Origin of the sequence: Streptomyces marinisediminis, from assembly GCF_026262575.1 — a bacterium.
Classification (GTDB): Bacteria; Actinomycetota; Actinomycetes; order Streptomycetales; family Streptomycetaceae; genus Streptomyces; species Streptomyces marinisediminis.
Map to the genome: position 1 here is coordinate 136,386 of NZ_JAPKFL010000006.1, position 15,981 is coordinate 152,366.

Genomic DNA, 15,981 nt, shown 5'->3' on the forward strand with positions numbered 1-15,981 from the left:
CGCAGACGGCGCGAGGGCCCCGCACCACGCGGCGTGCGCGCGGTGCGGGGCCCTCGGGGCGTCGGGGCCGTCGGTCAGGGAGCGACGGGTTACGCCTGCGGCACGCTGGCCACGCCCGGGGCGTGGAACGTCGCGCCGCGCACCCGCTCGCTGACCCCCGCGCGGTCCAGGTACGGCGTGATGCCGCCCAGGTGGAAGGGCCAGCCCGCGCCGGTGATCAGGCACAGGTCGACGTCCTGCGCCTCGGCGACGACGCCCTCGCGCAGCATGAGGTCGATCTCCTCGGCGATGGCGTCCAGCGCCCGGTCGCGGACCTGCTCCTCGGTCAGCGCGGTGTCGCCGGTCTCGAAGAGCGCGGCCACCTCCGGGTCCAGCTCCGTGGTGCCCGGCAGGTACAGGCCGCGCTTGCCGGCGGAGACCACGCGGCCCAGGTTCTCCGAGACGCCGAAGCGCTCGGGGAAGGCGTCGTGCAGCGTCCCGGCGACGTGGTGCGCGACGGCCGGGCCGACGAGCTCCAGCAGCACGATCGGCGACATGGGCAGGCCCAGCGGGGCCAGCGCCCGGTCGGCGACCTCCACCGGCGTGCCCTCGTCGATGGCACCGAGCACCGAGCCCATGAACCGGGTCAGGACGCGGTTGACGACGAACGCCGGGGCGTCCTTGACCAGCACCGCGGTCTTCCTGAGCTTCTTGGCCACGGCGAACGCGGTGGCCAGTGAGGCGTCGTCGGTCCGCTCCGCCCGGACGATCTCCAGCAGCGGCAGCACGGCGACCGGGTTGAAGAAGTGGAAGCCGACCACGCGCTCGGGGTGCCTGAGCTGCGCGGCCATCTCCGTCACCGACAGCGAGGAGGTGTTGGTGGCCAGGACGGCGTGCTCCGGCACGACCGCCTCGACCTCGGCGAACACCTTCTGCTTGACGCCCATCTCCTCGAAGACGGCCTCGATGACGAAGTCGGCGTCGCCGAAGGCGGCCGCCTTGTCCAGGGAGCCGGTCACCAGCGCCTTGAGCCGGTTGGCCTTGTCCTGGCCGACGCGGCCCTTCAGCAGCAGCTTGTCGATCTCCTCGTGGACGTAGCCGACGCCCTTGTCCACGCGCTCCTGGTCGATGTCGGTCAGCACGACCGGCACCTCCAGGCGGCGGGCGAACAGCAGCGCCAACTGCGAGGCCATCAGACCCGCGCCCACCACGCCGACCTTGGTCACCGGGCGGGCCAGCGACTTGTCCGGCGCGCCGGCCGGCCGCTTGGCGCGCTTTTGCACCAGGTTGAAGGCGTAGATGCCGCTGCGCAGCTCGCCGCCCATGATGAGGTCGGCCAGCGCCGTGTCCTCGGCGTCGAAACCGGCCTGGAGGTCGCCGTCCTTGGCGGCCGCGATGATGTCCAGCGCGCGGTAGGCGGCCGGGGCGGCGCCGTGCACCTTGGCGTCGGCGACCGCGCGGCCGTGGGCCACGGCCGCGTCCCAGGCCTCGCCGCGGTCGACCTCGGGGCGGGCCACGCTCAGCTCGCCGGAGAGCACGGCGGCCGTCCAGTGCAGCGACTGCTCCAGGAAGTCCGCGCCCTCGAAGAGGGCGTCGGCGATGCCCAGCTCGTGCACCTGGGCGCCCTTGAGCTGCTTGTTCTGGCTCAGCGAGTTCTCGATGATCACCTTGACCGCGCGCTCGGCGCCGATCAGGTTCGGCAGCAGGACACAGCCGCCCCACCCCGGTACCAGGCCGAGGAAGACCTCCGGCAGCGAAAACGCCGGGGCCGACTGCGAGACGGTGCGGTAGGTGCAGTGCAGGCCCACCTCGACGCCGCCGCCCATCGCCGCGCCGTTGTAGTAGGCGAACGTGGGCACGGCCAGGTGCGCCAGCCGCTTGAAGACCTCGTGCCCGCCCTTGCCGATGGCCAGGGCGTCCTCGTGGCGGCCGAGCAGCTCGACGCCCTTGAGGTCGGCGCCGACGGCGAAGATGAACGGCTTGCCGGTGATGCCGACGCCGACGATCTCGCCGCGGCCCGCCTCGGCCTCCACCTGGTCGATGGCGGCGTCCAGGTTGGCCAGCGACTGCGGGCCGAAGGTGGTCGGCTTGGTGTGGTCCAAGCCGTTGTCCAGCGTGATGAGCGCGAACCGTCCGGCACGGGCGGGCAGGTCCAGGTGCCGCACGTGGGCCTGGGTCACCACCTCGTCGGGGAAGAGTTCGGCGGCGCCCTTGAGCAGTTCTCGGGTCCCGGTGCCTGTGGTCACTTGCCTGCCCCTTCGAAGTGCGGGTTCTCCCAGATCACGGTGCCGCCCATGCCGAAGCCGACGCACATGGTCGTCAGGCCGTAGCGCACGTGCGGCTGCTCCTCGAACTGCCGAGCGAGCTGCGTCATCAGGCGGACGCCGGAGGAGGCCAGCGGGTGGCCGAAGGCGATCGCGCCGCCGTACTGGTTGACGCGCGGGTCGTCGTCGGCGATCCCGAAGTGGTCCAGGAACGCGATGACCTGGACGGCGAACGCCTCGTTGATCTCGAACAGGCCGATGTCGCCGATGGACAGGCCCGCCTTGGCGAGCGCCTTCTCGGTGGAGGGCACCGGGCCGATGCCCATGACCTCCGGCTCCACCCCGGCGAACGCGTACGACACCAGGCGCATCTTCACCGGCAGGCCCAGCTCGCGGGCGACGTCCTCGGCCGCGATGAGCGAGGCGGTGGCGCCGTCGTTGAGGCCCGCGGCGTTGCCCGGGGTGACGCGGCCGTGCGCGCGGAACGGCGTCTTCAGGCCCGCCAGGTTCTCCAGCGTGGTGCCCGGGCGCATCGGCTCGTCCTCCGTGGCCAGGCCCCAGCCGGTCTCGCCGCCCTCGGGGTTGGTGCGGCGCACCGAGACCGGCACCAGGTCCGACTGGATCGAGCCGTTCGCGTACGCCTTGGCGGCCTTCTCCTGGCTGGCCACGGCGTAGGCGTCCGAGCGCGCCCGGGTCAGGTGCGGGAAGCGGTCGTGGAGGTTCTCCGCGGTCATGCCCATGAACATGGCCGACTCGTCCACGAGCTTGTCGGAGACGAAGCGGGGGTTGGGGTCCACGCCCTCGCCCATGGGGTGCCGTCCCATGTGCTCGACGCCGCCCGCGAGGACGACGTCGTAGGCGCCGAAGGAGACGCCGCCGGCGGTGCTGGTGACCGCCGTCATGGCACCGGCGCACATGCGGTCGATGGAGTAGCCGGGGACCGTCTGGGGCAGCCCGGCGAGGATGCCGGCCGTGCGGCCCAGGGTCAGGCCCTGGTCGCCGATCTGCGTGGTCGCCGCGACGGCGACCTCGTCGATGCGCTCGGGCGGCAGGTCCGGGTTGCGGCGCAGCAGCTCACGGATGCACTTGACGACCATGTCGTCCGCGCGGGTCTCGTGGTAGATGCCCTTCGGTCCCGCCTTGCCGAACGGGGTGCGAACGCCGTCGACGAAGACGACGTCCCTAGCGGTACGAGGCACGTTGGCTCTCCTCCTGCAGGTGCGGCCGGGGTTGTCCGGGAGAACGCTGCCGCCGCGCGGCTCGCGGCACGGGTGCGCGCGGTGCGGGCTTCCCGCACCCATGCTACTTGCCGGTAACCACGAGGCAAGGGCCAGCCTCGCCGGAGCCCGTGCGGTTCCGGTCACACGGCGCGACGCGGGCGCCGCCGACCGGGTCAGGCGGGGGCGGCCAGCAGCGCCGTGGTCAGCAGCGGGAGCGTCTGCTCGATCTGCCACTCGCGGGCCCCGTGGTCGCGCAGCACGGCCGCCACGGCGTCGGGGCCGGTGTCGGCCGGGGGCTCCCAGCACAGCCTGCGCACCGTGTCCGGGGTGATGAGGTTCTCCTGCGGCATGCCCAGCCGCTCGGCGTGCGCGGTGACGGCGGCCCGGGCGGCGGCCAGCCGGGCCGCGGCGGCCGGGTCCTTCTCGGCCCACGCGCGCGGCGGGGGCGGTCCGCTGGGCGTCTGGCCGGGCTGGGGCAGCGCCGACTCCGGCAGCGCCCGCGCCCGGTCCACCGCGGCCTGCCAGTGCTGGAGCTGCCGGCGGCCCGCCCGGCTGCTGAACCCGGGCAGCTTGGCCAGCGCCTCCGCCGTCTCCGGCGCGGCGAGGGCGGCCTCGACGATCGCCGCGTCGGTGAGCACCTTGCCCGGCGAGACGTCGCGGCGCTGGGCCACCTTGTCCCGCGCCTGCCACAGCTCGCGGACGACGGCGAGCTGGCGGCGCCGGCGCACCTTGTGCATGCCGGACGTCCGGCGCCAGGGATCCTTGCGCGGCGGTGGCGGGGGAGCGGAGGCGATGGCGGCGAACTCCTCGCGCGCCCAGTCCAGCTTTCCCTGCCGCTCCAGCTCCTTCTCCAGCGCGTCGCGCAGCTCCACCAGCAGTTCGACGTCGAGCGCGGCGTACCGCAGCCACGGCTCGGGCAGCGGGCGGGAGGACCAGTCCACCGCCGAGTGCCCTTTCTCCAGGGTGTAGCCGAGGACGCCCTCGACCATCGCCCCGAGCCCGACCCGGGGGAAGCCCGCGAGCCGCCCGGCCAGTTCGGTGTCGAAGAGGGTGCCGGGCACCATGCCTATGTCCCGCAGGCACGGCAGGTCCTGGGAGGCGGCGTGCAGCACCCACTCGGTGTCTGCGAGCGCCTCGGCGAGCGGGGAGAGGTCGGGACAGGCGACCGGGTCGACCAGCGCGGTGCCCGCGCCCGCGCGCCGGAGCTGCACCAGGTAGGCCCGCTGACCGTACCGGTAGCCCGACGCCCGCTCGGCGTCCACCGCCACCGGGCCGCTGCCCTCGGCGAACGCGGCCACGACCGCGGCGAGCCCGTCGGCGTCCGCGGTGACCGGCGGAATCCCGTCGCCCGGCTCCAGCAGGGGCACCGGCATCGGGGCCGGGGCCGCGGAGGGGGACTGAGCTGCGCTGTCTGCTGGGGTCTCCTGAGCGTCGGTCACCCGACAAGGGTATAGGCGGCCTCTGACGGCCGCCCTGGTGACCCTGCGGACAGCGCCCGCCGACGGAACGTTACGTCGGCGGGCGCCGCGGGGCGTGCGGCGTCAGTGGATGATGCCGGTGCGCAGGGCGACGGCCACCATGCCCGCGCGGTCGCCGGTGCCCAGCTTGCGGGCGATGCGGGCGAGGTGGCTCTTGACGGTGAGCGCCGAGAGCCCCATCGACACGCCGATCGCCTTGTTCGACTGGCCTTCGGCGACCAGGCGCAGCACCTCCACCTCGCGGCCGGAGAGCTCGCGCTGGCCGCCGGGGTGGCCGGGGGCGCCGGGTGGACGGCGGTGCAGCCGCGCGGCGGCCGCGCCGATCGCCGCGGCGCCGGGGCGGGCGGCCATGGCGAGGTTGTTGCGCGTGCCGGTGACGACGTAGCCCTTGACGCCGCCGGCCAGCGCGTTGCGCACCGCGCCGATGTCGTCGGCGGCCGACAGGGCCAGGCCGTTGGGCCAGCCCGCGGCGCGGGTCTCGGACAGCAGCGTCAGCCCGGAGCCGTCGGGCAGGTGGACCTCTGCGACGCAGATGTCGCGCGGGTTGCCCACGCGGGGCCGCGCCTCGGCGACGGACGACGCCTCGATCACGTCCCGCACGCCCAGCGCCCACAGGTGCCGGGTGACGGTGGAGCGGACGCGGGGGTCGGCCACGACGACCATGGCCGTGGGCTTGTTCGGACGGTAGGCGACCAGGCTGGTGGGGTGGTCGAGCAGAACGGACACCGAGCCTCCTGGGGAGTGGAGTGGGCGGCGGGAGTCCCTGGGGAAGGGTCACGAAGTCATTCGGCACCCCGTGGGGGTCGCTTTAGGGAAGATCACGAACGAGTGAGTACAAAATTCTCAATTCGGACAACCGTGCGTGAATGCCGCACGTGTTGAGTCCGCCCTGCCGGGCCCGCGGCGCGGACCGCGCGCCGGTGCCGGGGCTGTCGCCGGGGCCTGCGGGCCGTGCACGGGCGGGCCTGCCGTGCCCACCGGGCCTGCCGTGCCCGCGCCCTCGTGCGCCGCCGGCGGGTGCGGGTGCGGGTGCGGGTGCGGGTCGGGACGGGGGCCGGGGACGCCGCCGGGCGTCCGGGAGGGGCTGCGGCCGGGGCGGGGCGGTCGCCGTGCGGAAGCCTTCCGTCCGTCGCTCACCGGGTCACCGGGTCACGGGTCACGGGTCACGGGTCACCGGGCGTGCGACGGGCGGGCGGCGCCGACGGACCGCGCGGGGCCCGGACTCGGCGCGGTGAGCCCGGGCCGGGTGCCGCGGGCCGGGCTCGGCGCCGCCGACCGGGTTCAGCGCCCCAAACCGGGCTCAGCGCCGCCGGTGGGGGAGGGGGACGATGCCGGGCGCGTCGGGCTCGGCGGGCGGCTCGGGAGGCAGGCCCGCGCACTGACGCAGCAGGTCGCACCACGCGCCGAAGTGCGCGGCCACGTCCGGGAAGCCGAAGGAGGCCGGCGGCGTCCAGGAGGCGCGCAGCTCGATCTCCGCCTCGGGCGGACGCCCGCCGAGCTGGCCGAAGAAGGACGACCCCGCCCGGGTCACCGTGCCGCCGGGCTGCCGGACCTGCACCCCGCGCGCCTCCAGGGCGCCGGTGAGCCAGGACCAGGTGACCTCCGGAAGCAGCGGGTCCGTCGCCATCTCCGCCTCCAGCTCGGCCCGGGCCAGCGTCACCACCCGGAACGTGCCCTGCCACGCCTCCTGGCCGTGCGGGTCGTGCAGCAGGACGAACCGGCCGTCGGCCAGCTCCTCCTCGTCCACGACGACGGAGGCGCCCACCGCGTGGGCGTGCGGCGCGAGCCGCCGTGGTGCCGGGAGCGGCTCCAGGTGCACGGCGCCCGGCGTGCGCGCGGCGGTCAGCGCGGCGACCGCCTGCCGGAAGGCCGCCGGTGCCGTCTCGCCGTGCTCGGGACCCTCCGACTGGTGTGCACGCGCCGCTGTCATGGTCCCGAAGACTAGGCGCCCCCGAGCCCGGAGCCGGGTAGGAACACCCGGCGGTTCACCACCACGTCGGTGCGGGCGCACGGCGCGTGGCAGACTGCCGGTTGTGACTGCCGTTGACCGCCCGCAGGGCCCGCCCAGCAAGACGTACGACTCCGCGTTCCTCGCCGCCTGCCGCCGTGAACCGGTGCCGCACACCCCCGTCTGGTTCATGCGTCAGGCCGGCCGCTCCCTGCCGGAGTACCGCCGGGTGCGCGAGGGCATCGCCATGCTGGACTCCTGCATGCGGCCCGACCTGGTCACCGAGATCACCCTGCAGCCGGTGCGCCGCCACCGGGTGGACGCGGCGATCTTCTTCAGCGACATCGTCGTCCCGCTCAAGGCCATCGGCGTCGACCTGGACATCAAGCCCGGCGTCGGCCCCGTCGTCGCCCGCCCGATCCGCTCCCGGGCCGACCTGGACCAGCTCCGGGAGCTGACGCCCGACGACGTCCGCTACGTCGCCGAGGCCGTCGGCATGCTCACCGACGAGCTGGGCGCCACCCCGCTCATCGGCTTCGCCGGGGCCCCCTTCACCCTGGCGAGCTACCTGGTCGAAGGCGGACCCTCGCGCAACCACGAGCACACCAAGGCCCTCATGTACGGGGAGCCGGAGCTGTGGGCGGAGCTGCTGGACCGGCTCGCCGGCATCACCGCCGCGTTCCTGCGCGTGCAGATCGAGGCGGGCGCCAGCGCCGTGCAGCTCTTCGACTCCTGGGTGGGCGCGCTCGCCCCGGCCGACTACCGCGCGCGCGTCATGCCGGCCTCCGCCAAGGTCTTCGACGCCGTGGCGGGCTACGGGGTGCCGCGCATCCACTTCGGCGTCGGCACCGGCGAGCTGCTGCCGCTGCTGGGCGAGGCGGGCGCCGACGTGGTGGGCGCCGACTGGCGGGTGCCGCTGGACGAGGCCGCGCGCCGGGTCGGCCCCGGCCGGGCGATCCAGGGGAACCTGGACCCGGCCGTGCTGTTCGCGCCCCGCGAGGCCGTCGAGGCCCAGGCCCGCACAGTGCTGGACGCCGCCGCCGGGCTGCCCGGCCACGTCTTCAACCTGGGCCACGGTGTGCTGCCCGACACCGACCCCGACGCGCTGACCCGGCTGGTGGCCTACGTCCACGAGCAGACCGCGCGCTGAGCCGCCGGGAGGGACCGGCATGCACACCATCGTCGTCGGCGGCGGCATCGCCGGCCTGGCCGCCGCCCACCGGCTGCTGACGCGCGGTGGCCCGCAGACGCGGGTCACGGTGCTGGAGGCCGCGGCCCGGCTCGGCGGCAAGCTGCGCACCGGCCGGATCGCCGGCGTCACCGTCGACCTGGGCGCCGAGTCGCTCCTGGCCCGCCGCCCGGAGGCCGTGGGGCTCGCCCGCGCCGTGGGGCTGGAGGCGGCGCTGCAGGCCCCGGCCGTGGCCGGCGGCGCCCTGTGGACGCGCGGCGCCGTCCGCCCCATGCCGCGCGGCCACCTCATGGGAGTGCCCGGGGACCCGGCCGCCGTCGCGGGCGTCGTCTCCCCCGACGGGCTGGCCCGCGTCGCCGAGGACGCCGAGCGCGCGCCGACGCCGCTGGGCGACGACGTCACCGTGGGCGGCTACGTCGCCGAGCGGCTGGGCCGGGAGGTGGTCGACCGGCTCGTGGAACCGCTCCTCAGCGGCGTGTACGCCGGCGACGTCTACCGGATCTCGCTGCGCGCGGCGCTGCCGCAGCTCTACGAGGCCGCACGCACCGAGCCCTCGCTGCTGGCCGCCGTGCGCACGCTCCAGGAGCGGACGGCGCGCACGGCGGCGTCCGGACCGGTCTTCCAGGGCATCGCGGGGGGCGTGGGGCGGCTGCCCGGCGCGGTCGCCGACGCGGTGCGCGCGGCGGGCGGGCGGATCGCGACGGGCGTGGGCGCGCGCGGGCTGCGCCGCACGCCGGACGGGTGGGAGGTGCGGGCCGACGACGGCGCGCACCGCGCGGACGCCGTCGTCCTCGCGCTGCCCGCCCCGGCCGCCGCCCGCCTGCTGCGCGACCAGGCCCCGGGCGCGGCCGAGGCGCTGGCGGGCGTGGAGTACGCCTCCATGGCGCTGTGCACTTTGGCCTTCCGCCGCGCCGACCTGGGCGGCGGCGTGCCCGCCGGCAGCGGCTTCCTCGTCCCCCCGGTGGACGGGCGCACCATCAAGGCGGCCACCTTCGCCAGCAACAAGTGGTCCTGGATCGCCGAGCAGGACCCGGAGCTGTTCGTTCTGCGGACCTCCGTGGGCCGCCACGGCGAGGAGGCCGTGCTGGAGCGGGACGACGCGGACCTGGTCGCCGCCTCGCTGCACGACCTGCGCGACGCCGTCGGGCTCACCGCGCGCCCGGTCGCGGCCACCGTCACCCGCTGGCCGGACGGCCTGCCCCAGTACCCGGTCGGCCACCTGGAGCGGGTGGCCCGCGTGCGGGCCGCCGTCGCCCGGCTGCCCGGGCTCGCGCTGTGCGGCGCGGCCTACGAGGGCGTCGGCGTCCCCGCCTGTGTCGCCTCCGGCGAGCGGGCCGCCGACCGGACCCTGGAGCGGGCCGGCACGGGCCAGGGGTGAGAATGGGGCCATGACTGACGCCGCACCGCACAAGGCCCCCAACGCGGGGAAGAAGGCCAAGGATCTCAACGAGGTCATCCGCTACACCCTCTGGTCGGTCTTCCGGCTGCGGGACCTGCTCCCCGAGGACCGCTCCGGGTACGCCGAGGAGGTCGAGGAGCTGTTCGAGCGGCTCGCGGCGGACGACGTCACGGTGCGCGGCACGTACGACGTCTCCGGGCTGCGCGCCGACGCCGACGTGATGGTCTGGTGGCACGCGGAGACCGCCGACGCGCTCCAGGACGCCTACAACCGGTTCCGCCGCACCCGGCTGGGCCGTGCGCTGGAGCCGGTGTGGTCGAACATGGCGCTGCACCGGCCCGCCGAGTTCAACCGCTCGCACATCCCGGCGTTCCTGGCCGACGAGACGCCGCGCGCGTACGTGAGCGTCTACCCGTTCGTGCGCTCCTACGAGTGGTACCTGCTGCCCGACGAGGAGCGGCGGCGCATGCTCGCCGACCACGGCAGGATGGCGCGCGGCTACCCGGACGTGCGCGCCAACACCGTCGCCTCCTTCTCGCTGGGCGACTACGAGTGGATGCTCGCCTTCGAGGCCGACGAGCTGCACCGCATCGTCGACCTGATGCGACACCTGCGCGGGTCGGAGGCGCGCCGCCACGTGCGCGAGGAGGTGCCGTTCTACACCGGCCGCCGCAAGACGCTCGCGCGGCTCGTCGCCGACCTGGCGTGAGCGGCGGCGGCCGAGCCCGGCGCGTGCGGTACGCGGGTGGTACGTGCGCCGGTCGGACAGGTGTGGGACCCGGCGTTCGGGGGAAAACCGCCGGGCCCCACGTTCAGTGGAACGAACGGCTCCGCTTCGCTGTTCCCGTCAGCGCGCGCTGTCCGCGACGAGTTCCGACACGCGCGTGAACCGGTACCCGCGCTCGCGCAGTTCCGGGACGACGCGGCGCACCGCCTCCGCCGTCGCGGGGGCGGCGCTGCGCGTGCAGTGCAGGACCACCACCGACCCCGGCCGCACCCCGGACAGCACCTGCCGCACCACCGCGTCGGCGTCCTCGGTGAACGGGTCGCCCCCGGCCACGTCCCACTGCACGACGGTCACGCCCGCCGGGGCGATCTCGCGCAGCGTGGCGTCGGTGTAGCACCCGCCGGGGAAACGGAAGTACGGCACCGGGTCGGGTACGCCCGCCGCCCGCAGGGCCGCGAAACCCTGCCGGACCTCCGCCAGCGCCCGCCCCGGCTCCAGGGCGGGCAGCCCGTGGCACGGCCGGGTGAAGGCGTAGTGGGAGTAGGAGTGGTTGGCGACCTCGAACAGCGGGTCGCGGCCGAGCGCGGCCGTCTGCCCGGGGTAGGTGCGGGCCCACATGCCGGTGACGAAGAAGGTGGCCGGCACCCGCTCGGCTTGGAGCAGCCCGACCAGCTCCGGGTTGTCGAAGGGCTCGCCTGCGGCGGCGCGCGGCCCCTGGTCGGCGGTCATGTCGGCGTCGAAGGTCAGGGCCACCGTCTTGTCCCGCGGCACGCGCCGTCCGTGGGCGAAGACGGGCGCCCGGCCGTCCCGGGTGAGCGGCAGCGTGGCGGGGCGGCGGGGCGCGGGTTCCCCGGCCGCGGCCTCGCGCGGGGCGGCGGAGGCCCGCTCGGCGTCCGGTGGCGGCCCGCCGGTGCCGCAGGCGGTGGCGGTCAGCGCCAGCGCGGCCAGCGCGAGGGCGACGGTGCGTGTACGGGTGGTCACCCTGCGACATTAAGTGTGATGATCACACTCGGGCAGGTCGGCGTACTCCGCCCGGCCGACCGGCCGACCCGGGTGACGCCGCCGCCCCCTCGCCGACCGGGCGGCGCGTCAGTCCCCGGCGGGGCCCACCAGGGTCTCGCCGTCGCGGGCCAGCGCCGTCAGCCGGGAGATGGCGCGGAAGTACTTCTTGCGGTAGCCGCCCTTGAGCATGTCCTCGCCGAAGAGCGCGTCGAAGGGCCGGCCCGAGGCGACGACCGGGACCTCCCGGTCGTACAGCCGGTCGGCGAGCACCACCAGGCGCAGCGCCGTGGCCTGGTCGGGGACGGGGGTCAGGCCGGTGAGGCACACCGCGCGCACGCCCTCGCACAGCGCGCCGTAGCGGCTGGGGTGGACGGTGGCGAGGTGGTCCAGGAGGGCGGGGAAGGCGTCCAGGGTGGCGCCGGGGGTGCGCTGCGCCGCCCGCACCACCTCGGCCTCGGCGAACGGTGCCGGGGCCTGCGGCAGCCCGCGGTGCCGGTAGTCCTCGCCGTCGATGCGCAGCGGGCGGAAGTGGTCGGCCAGCCCCTGGATCTCGCGCAGGAAGTCCGCGGCGGCGAAGCGGCCCTCCCCGAGCCTGCCGGGCAGCGTGTTGGACGTCGCGGCCAGCGCCACGCCCTCGTCGACGAGGCGGCCCAGCAGCGTGGAGACGAGCACCGTGTCACCGGGGTCGTCGAGCTCGAACTCGTCGATGCACAGCAGCCGGTGCCCGGCGAGCGTGCGCACCGTCTGCTGGAAGCCGAGCGCGCCCACCAGGTTCGTCAGCTCCACGAAGGTGCCGAAGGCCTTGCGCTCGGGCGGTGCGTCCGTGGCGTGCCACAGGGAGGCCAGCAGGTGCGTCTTGCCGACGCCGTAGCCGCCGTCCAGGTAGACGCCGCGCGGGCCCCGCGGCGCGGCCGGACGGGAGCGGCGGAACCAGCGCCGCCGGCCGGAACCGGCCGGGGACGGGCCGCCGAGCGAGGCCGCGAAGCCGCGCAGCACCTCGACCGCCTCGGCCTGGCTGGGCTGGTCCGGGTCCGGGATGTAGGTGTCGAAGCGCACCGCGTCGAAGCGCGGCGGCGGGACCAGCTCCGCGACGAGCTGCTCGGCGGGCACGTGCGGGTGCCGCTCGCTCAGCGCGCCGGGCGCCGCACCGGCGTCGCGCGCGGCCGTGGGCACGGAGTGGGAGGAGTGGGCAGCAGAGGACGACACGCTGCCACTGTACGGGCCCGGGGCGGCCCCCTCGCGCGGCGGTGGCCCGTGCCACACTGCGCGTATGCGACGCCTGTTCCCCCCGCCCCCCGCCGCCCCCCGGGCCGCCCCGGACGCCGACCCCGCAGCGCCGGGCGAGACCGCGGACCGGGCCTGGAGCCTCGCGGAGCTGGCCGACGCCTACGCCTACCCGCCGCAGACCGGGCCGCGGGCCGCGCGGAGCTGGCTGCGCGCCAACATGGTGGCCTCGCTCGACGGCGCCGCCCACCACGAGGGCCGCTCGCAGCCCCTGTCCAACGACACCGACATGCGCGTCTTCGGCGTGCTGCGCGCCCTCGCGGACGCCGTCGTCGTCGGCGCCGAGACCGTCCGCAAGGAGGGGTACCGCCCGGCCCGGGCCCGCCCCGCGTTCGCCGACCGGCGCGCGGCGGCCGGGCAGGCCCCCGCACCGGCCATCGCGGTGCTGAGCGCGAGCCTGGAGCTGGACTTCTCCGCCCCGCTGTTCACCGAACCCCGCACCCCGACCCTGGTACTCACCGGCGCCGGGGCGCCGGCGGACCGCGTGCACGCCGCCGAGGCGGCCGGTGCCCGGGTGGTCTTCGCCGGGGAGGGCGTGGGCGCCGACCCCGCCCGGGTGCCGGAGCTGCTGGCCGGGCACGGGCACTACCGGCTGCTCACCGAGGGCGGGCCGTGGGTGCTGGGCGAGTTCGCGGGCGCGGGCGTGCTGGACGAGCTGTGCCTGAGCCTCTCGCCCCGGGTCACCGCCGGGGAGGCGCCCCGGATCATGAACGGTCCGGCGCTGGAGGTCCCGGCCGACTTCACGCTGGAGTCGGTGCTTGAGGAGGCCGGTTTCCTCTTCACGCGCTACCGTCGGCGGGAAGGGTGAGCGGAACGTAGCGTTCCGGTCCTCCGAGGCGGCCGGGCGTCCGGGGCGGTCCGCGGACGGCCGGACGGAGGGGGCCGGACGGAGGGAAGGGCACCTGCCGTGTTCACGACCGTGCTGATGATCGAGAAGCCGCTGGTGCCGGTCGACGTGGAGCTGGTGACCACCCTGCACGGCGCGGAGGAGGTCTCCTTCGTCGTCCTGATGCAGCCCCGCGGCCGGCAGGACCGGCTGCTGCGCGCGCTGGACGACGTGGCGCTGGGGGAGCTGGAGGACGCCGTCCACGAGGCCGACGTCCCCGAGGGCGACCAGGCGCTGTCGCCCGACCGGCTCGCCCTGGAGCACGCGCTGAGGTCGCTGCGCGAGACGGGGGCCGAGGCCGTCGGGCAGCTCGTGGACGAGCACCCGCTGGACGTGCTGGCCTCCGTGGTCGAGCAGACCGGGGCGGACGAGGTCATCGTGCTTACCTCGCCGCACGTGGTGGAGGAGTTCTTCCACCGCGACTGGGCCTCGCGCGCGCGGCACAAGGTCGGCGTGCCCGTGCTGCGCCTCTTCGCCCACGCGCAGTGACGCCCGGCGCGCCGCACGCCGTCGGCGGGCGCGCCCCGCAGCGCCGCCGGTGTCCCGCGGCGGCCCGCCCGGGTGCGAGAATCGGCCCGGACGCCGGGGGCCGCACGCGGCCCCGCACCGACCCGAGGGAGACCCGCACATGGCAGCCGCTGCCCCGTCCGGCATGGACAAACCGCACTTCATCGGCATCGGTGGGGCCGGGATGTCGGGCATCGCCAAGATCCTCGCCCAGCGGGGCGCGCGGGTCTCGGGCAGCGACGCCAAGGAGTCGGGCGCCCTGGCCGCGCTGCGGGGGCTCGGGGTGCGCGTGCACCTCGGGCACGCCGCCGAGCACCTCGCACCCGACGCGACGTCCGTCGTCGTCTCCTCCGCCATCCGCGCCGACAACCCCGAGCTGGCCGCAGCCGCCGAGCGCGGCGTGCCCGTGGTCCACCGCTCCGACGCGCTGGCCGGCCTGATGACCGGGCTGCGCACCATCGCCGTCGCCGGGACGCACGGCAAGACCACCACCACCTCCATGCTCGCCGTCAGCCTGCGCAGCCTGGGCCGGGACCCGTCCTACGCGATCGGCGGCGACCTCGACGGCCCCGGCAGCAACGCCCACCACGGGACGGGCGAGATCTTCGTCGCCGAGGCGGACGAGAGCGACCGCAGCTTCCACGCCTACGCCCCCGAGGTGGCGATCGTCCTCAACGTCGAACTCGACCACCACGCCAACTACGCCTCGATGGAGGAAATCTACGCCTCCTTCGAGACCTTCGTGTGCAGGGTGCGCCCCGGCGGCACGCTGGTGGTCTCCGCCGACCACGACGGCGCCCGGGAGCTGACGCGGCGGGTGCGGGAGGCGGCGCACCTGACCGTCACCACCTACGGCGAGTCGGCCGACGCCGACGTGCGCGTCCTGGACGTCACCGCCCACGGGCTGACCAGCGAGGTGACCGTCGCCCTCGGCGGCGAGCGGGCCGCGGGCGCCCAGGAGGCCGCGGGCGCCCAAGCGGCCGAGGGCGCGCGGGAGGCCGGGGGCGCGCGGGAGGCCGGGGGGCCCGAGCGGCTCACCTTCACCGTGTCCGTGCCCGGCCGGCACTACGCGCACAACGCCGTCGCCGCGCTCGCGGCCGGCGTCGCCGCCGGGGTGCCGGCCGCCGAGCTGGCGCCCGCGCTGGCCGCCTACACCGGCGTCGGGCGCCGCCTCCAGCTCGTCGGCGAGCGCGCGGGCGTGCGCGTCGTCGACTCCTACGCGCACCACCCCAGCGAGATGACCGCCGACCTGGAGGCCATGCGCGCCGCCGCCCCCGACGGGCGAGTGCTGGTCGTCTTCCAGCCGCACCTGTTCAGCCGCACCCGGGAGCTGGGCGCCGAGATGGGCGCCGCGCTGGCCGGCGCCGACGCCGCGCTCGTCCTGGACGTCTACCCGGCCCGCGAGGACCCGATCCCCGGCGTCACCAGCGCGCTGGTCACCGACGCCGCCCGCGCCCGCAGCGCCGACGTCACCCCCGTCGCGGGACTGGACGCCGTACCGGAGGCCGTCGCCGGAATGGCCAAGCCGGGTGATCTGGTTCTCACCATGGGCGCCGGGGACGTCACCGAAGTCGGCCCGAGGATCCTGGCGCGGCTGGACCCGAGCGGAGGAGGGCACTGATGGCCTACGACATCGACAAGCCGGACGAGCAGTGGCGCGCGGAACTCACCGACGAGGAGTACCGGGTGCTGCGCCAGGCGGGCACCGAACCCCCCTTCACCGGCGAGTACACCGACACCGAGACCGAGGGCGTCTACTCCTGTCGCGCCTGCGGCGCCGAGCTGTTCCGCTCCGACACCAAGTTCGCCTCGCACTGCGGGTGGCCCTCCTTCTACGACCCCGCCGACACCTCGGCCGTCGAGCTGATCGACGACTTCTCCTTCGGCATGACCCGCACCGAGGTGCGCTGCGCCCGCTGCGGGTCGCACCTGGGCCACGTCTTCCGCGGTGAGGGCTACCCGACGCCCACGGACGAGCGCTACTGCATCAACTCCGTCTCCCTGCGGCTGACGCCGAAGGAGGGCTGAGCGCGGCCGGACGGGAGCGCGGCCGGCCGGGTCCACAGCCCGCCGGGCCGCGCTCACCGCGCTCCGGGCG

At 75.8% G+C, this 15,981-nt stretch carries 14 protein-coding genes; 7 read left to right on the forward strand and 7 right to left on the reverse strand.

Annotated elements, in window-relative coordinates; genetic code table 11:
• Positions 1 to 89: 89 nt before the first annotated feature.
• The 5 genes from OSB71_RS07075 to OSB71_RS07095 form a co-directional block, all read right to left on the reverse strand.
• Positions 90 to 2,225 (reverse strand): 3-hydroxyacyl-CoA dehydrogenase NAD-binding domain-containing protein, encoded by a 2,136-nt coding sequence (locus tag OSB71_RS07075; RefSeq protein ID WP_265945409.1) that lies wholly within the window; start codon positions 2,223 to 2,225, stop codon positions 90 to 92.
• Entirely contained in the window at positions 2,222 to 3,442 is a 1,221-nt protein-coding gene (locus tag OSB71_RS07080) for a thiolase family protein (RefSeq protein WP_265945411.1), read from the reverse strand. The genes OSB71_RS07075 and OSB71_RS07080 overlap by 4 nt, the downstream gene beginning before the upstream one ends.
• A gap of 194 nt (positions 3,443 to 3,636) precedes the next feature.
• On the reverse strand, positions 3,637 to 4,902 hold the full coding sequence (locus OSB71_RS07085) for a ribonuclease D (protein ID WP_265945413.1): 1,266 nt from the start codon (positions 4,900 to 4,902) through the stop codon (positions 3,637 to 3,639).
• Between the two features lie 102 nt (positions 4,903 to 5,004).
• Positions 5,005 to 5,667, reverse strand: coding sequence for a helix-turn-helix transcriptional regulator (locus OSB71_RS07090; RefSeq protein ID WP_265945415.1), 663 nt, complete (start codon positions 5,665 to 5,667; stop codon positions 5,005 to 5,007).
• Between the two features lie 574 nt (positions 5,668 to 6,241).
• Entirely contained in the window at positions 6,242 to 6,871 is a 630-nt protein-coding gene (locus OSB71_RS07095) for a DUF3000 domain-containing protein (RefSeq protein ID WP_265945417.1), read from the reverse strand.
• A gap of 103 nt (positions 6,872 to 6,974) precedes the next feature.
• Between OSB71_RS07095 and hemE the strand changes: the two genes are divergently transcribed.
• The 3 genes from hemE to hemQ are packed head-to-tail and all read left to right on the forward strand — an operon-like array spanning position 6,975 to position 10,186.
• Positions 6,975 to 8,039, forward strand: coding sequence for a uroporphyrinogen decarboxylase (gene hemE, locus OSB71_RS07100; RefSeq protein ID WP_265945419.1), 1,065 nt, complete (start codon positions 6,975 to 6,977; stop codon positions 8,037 to 8,039).
• 19 nt (positions 8,040 to 8,058) lie between these two features.
• Entirely contained in the window at positions 8,059 to 9,456 is a 1,398-nt protein-coding gene (gene hemG, locus OSB71_RS07105) for a protoporphyrinogen oxidase (protein WP_265945421.1), read from the forward strand.
• A 10-nt stretch (positions 9,457 to 9,466) separates the two neighbouring features.
• A complete protein-coding gene (gene hemQ / locus OSB71_RS07110; RefSeq protein ID WP_265945423.1) occupies positions 9,467 to 10,186 on the forward strand; it encodes a hydrogen peroxide-dependent heme synthase in 720 nt (239 codons plus the stop codon).
• Positions 10,187 to 10,324: 138 nt separating this feature from the next.
• Here hemQ and OSB71_RS07115 read toward each other — a convergent pair whose 3' ends face one another.
• Entirely contained in the window at positions 10,325 to 11,185 is an 861-nt protein-coding gene (locus tag OSB71_RS07115) for a polysaccharide deacetylase family protein (protein ID WP_265945425.1), read from the reverse strand.
• A 108-nt stretch (positions 11,186 to 11,293) separates the two neighbouring features.
• Entirely contained in the window at positions 11,294 to 12,412 is a 1,119-nt protein-coding gene (gene zapE, locus OSB71_RS07120) for a cell division protein ZapE (RefSeq protein WP_416237210.1), read from the reverse strand.
• 64 nt (positions 12,413 to 12,476) lie between these two features.
• Between zapE and OSB71_RS07125 the strand changes: the two genes are divergently transcribed.
• The 4 genes from OSB71_RS07125 to msrB all read left to right on the forward strand — a co-directional run bounded on the left by OSB71_RS07125 (position 12,477) and on the right by msrB (position 15,911).
• A complete protein-coding gene (locus OSB71_RS07125; RefSeq protein WP_265945427.1) occupies positions 12,477 to 13,298 on the forward strand; it encodes a pyrimidine reductase family protein in 822 nt (273 codons plus the stop codon).
• Between the two features lie 99 nt (positions 13,299 to 13,397).
• Positions 13,398 to 13,865 carry an indole-3-glycerol phosphate synthase gene (locus OSB71_RS07130; RefSeq protein WP_265945429.1) on the forward strand — a complete coding sequence of 156 codons (468 nt, stop codon included), beginning with the start codon at positions 13,398 to 13,400 and terminating at the stop codon, positions 13,863 to 13,865.
• A 139-nt stretch (positions 13,866 to 14,004) separates the two neighbouring features.
• Positions 14,005 to 15,504 carry a UDP-N-acetylmuramate--L-alanine ligase gene (gene murC / locus OSB71_RS07135; RefSeq protein ID WP_265945431.1) on the forward strand — a complete coding sequence of 500 codons (1,500 nt, stop codon included), beginning with the start codon at positions 14,005 to 14,007 and terminating at the stop codon, positions 15,502 to 15,504.
• Positions 15,504 to 15,911: a peptide-methionine (R)-S-oxide reductase MsrB gene (gene msrB, locus OSB71_RS07140; protein ID WP_265945433.1), complete on the forward strand. Its 408-nt coding sequence runs from the start codon at positions 15,504 to 15,506 to the stop codon at positions 15,909 to 15,911. Before murC ends, msrB begins: the two co-directional genes overlap by 1 nt.
• Positions 15,912 to 15,981: the final 70 nt, after the last annotated feature.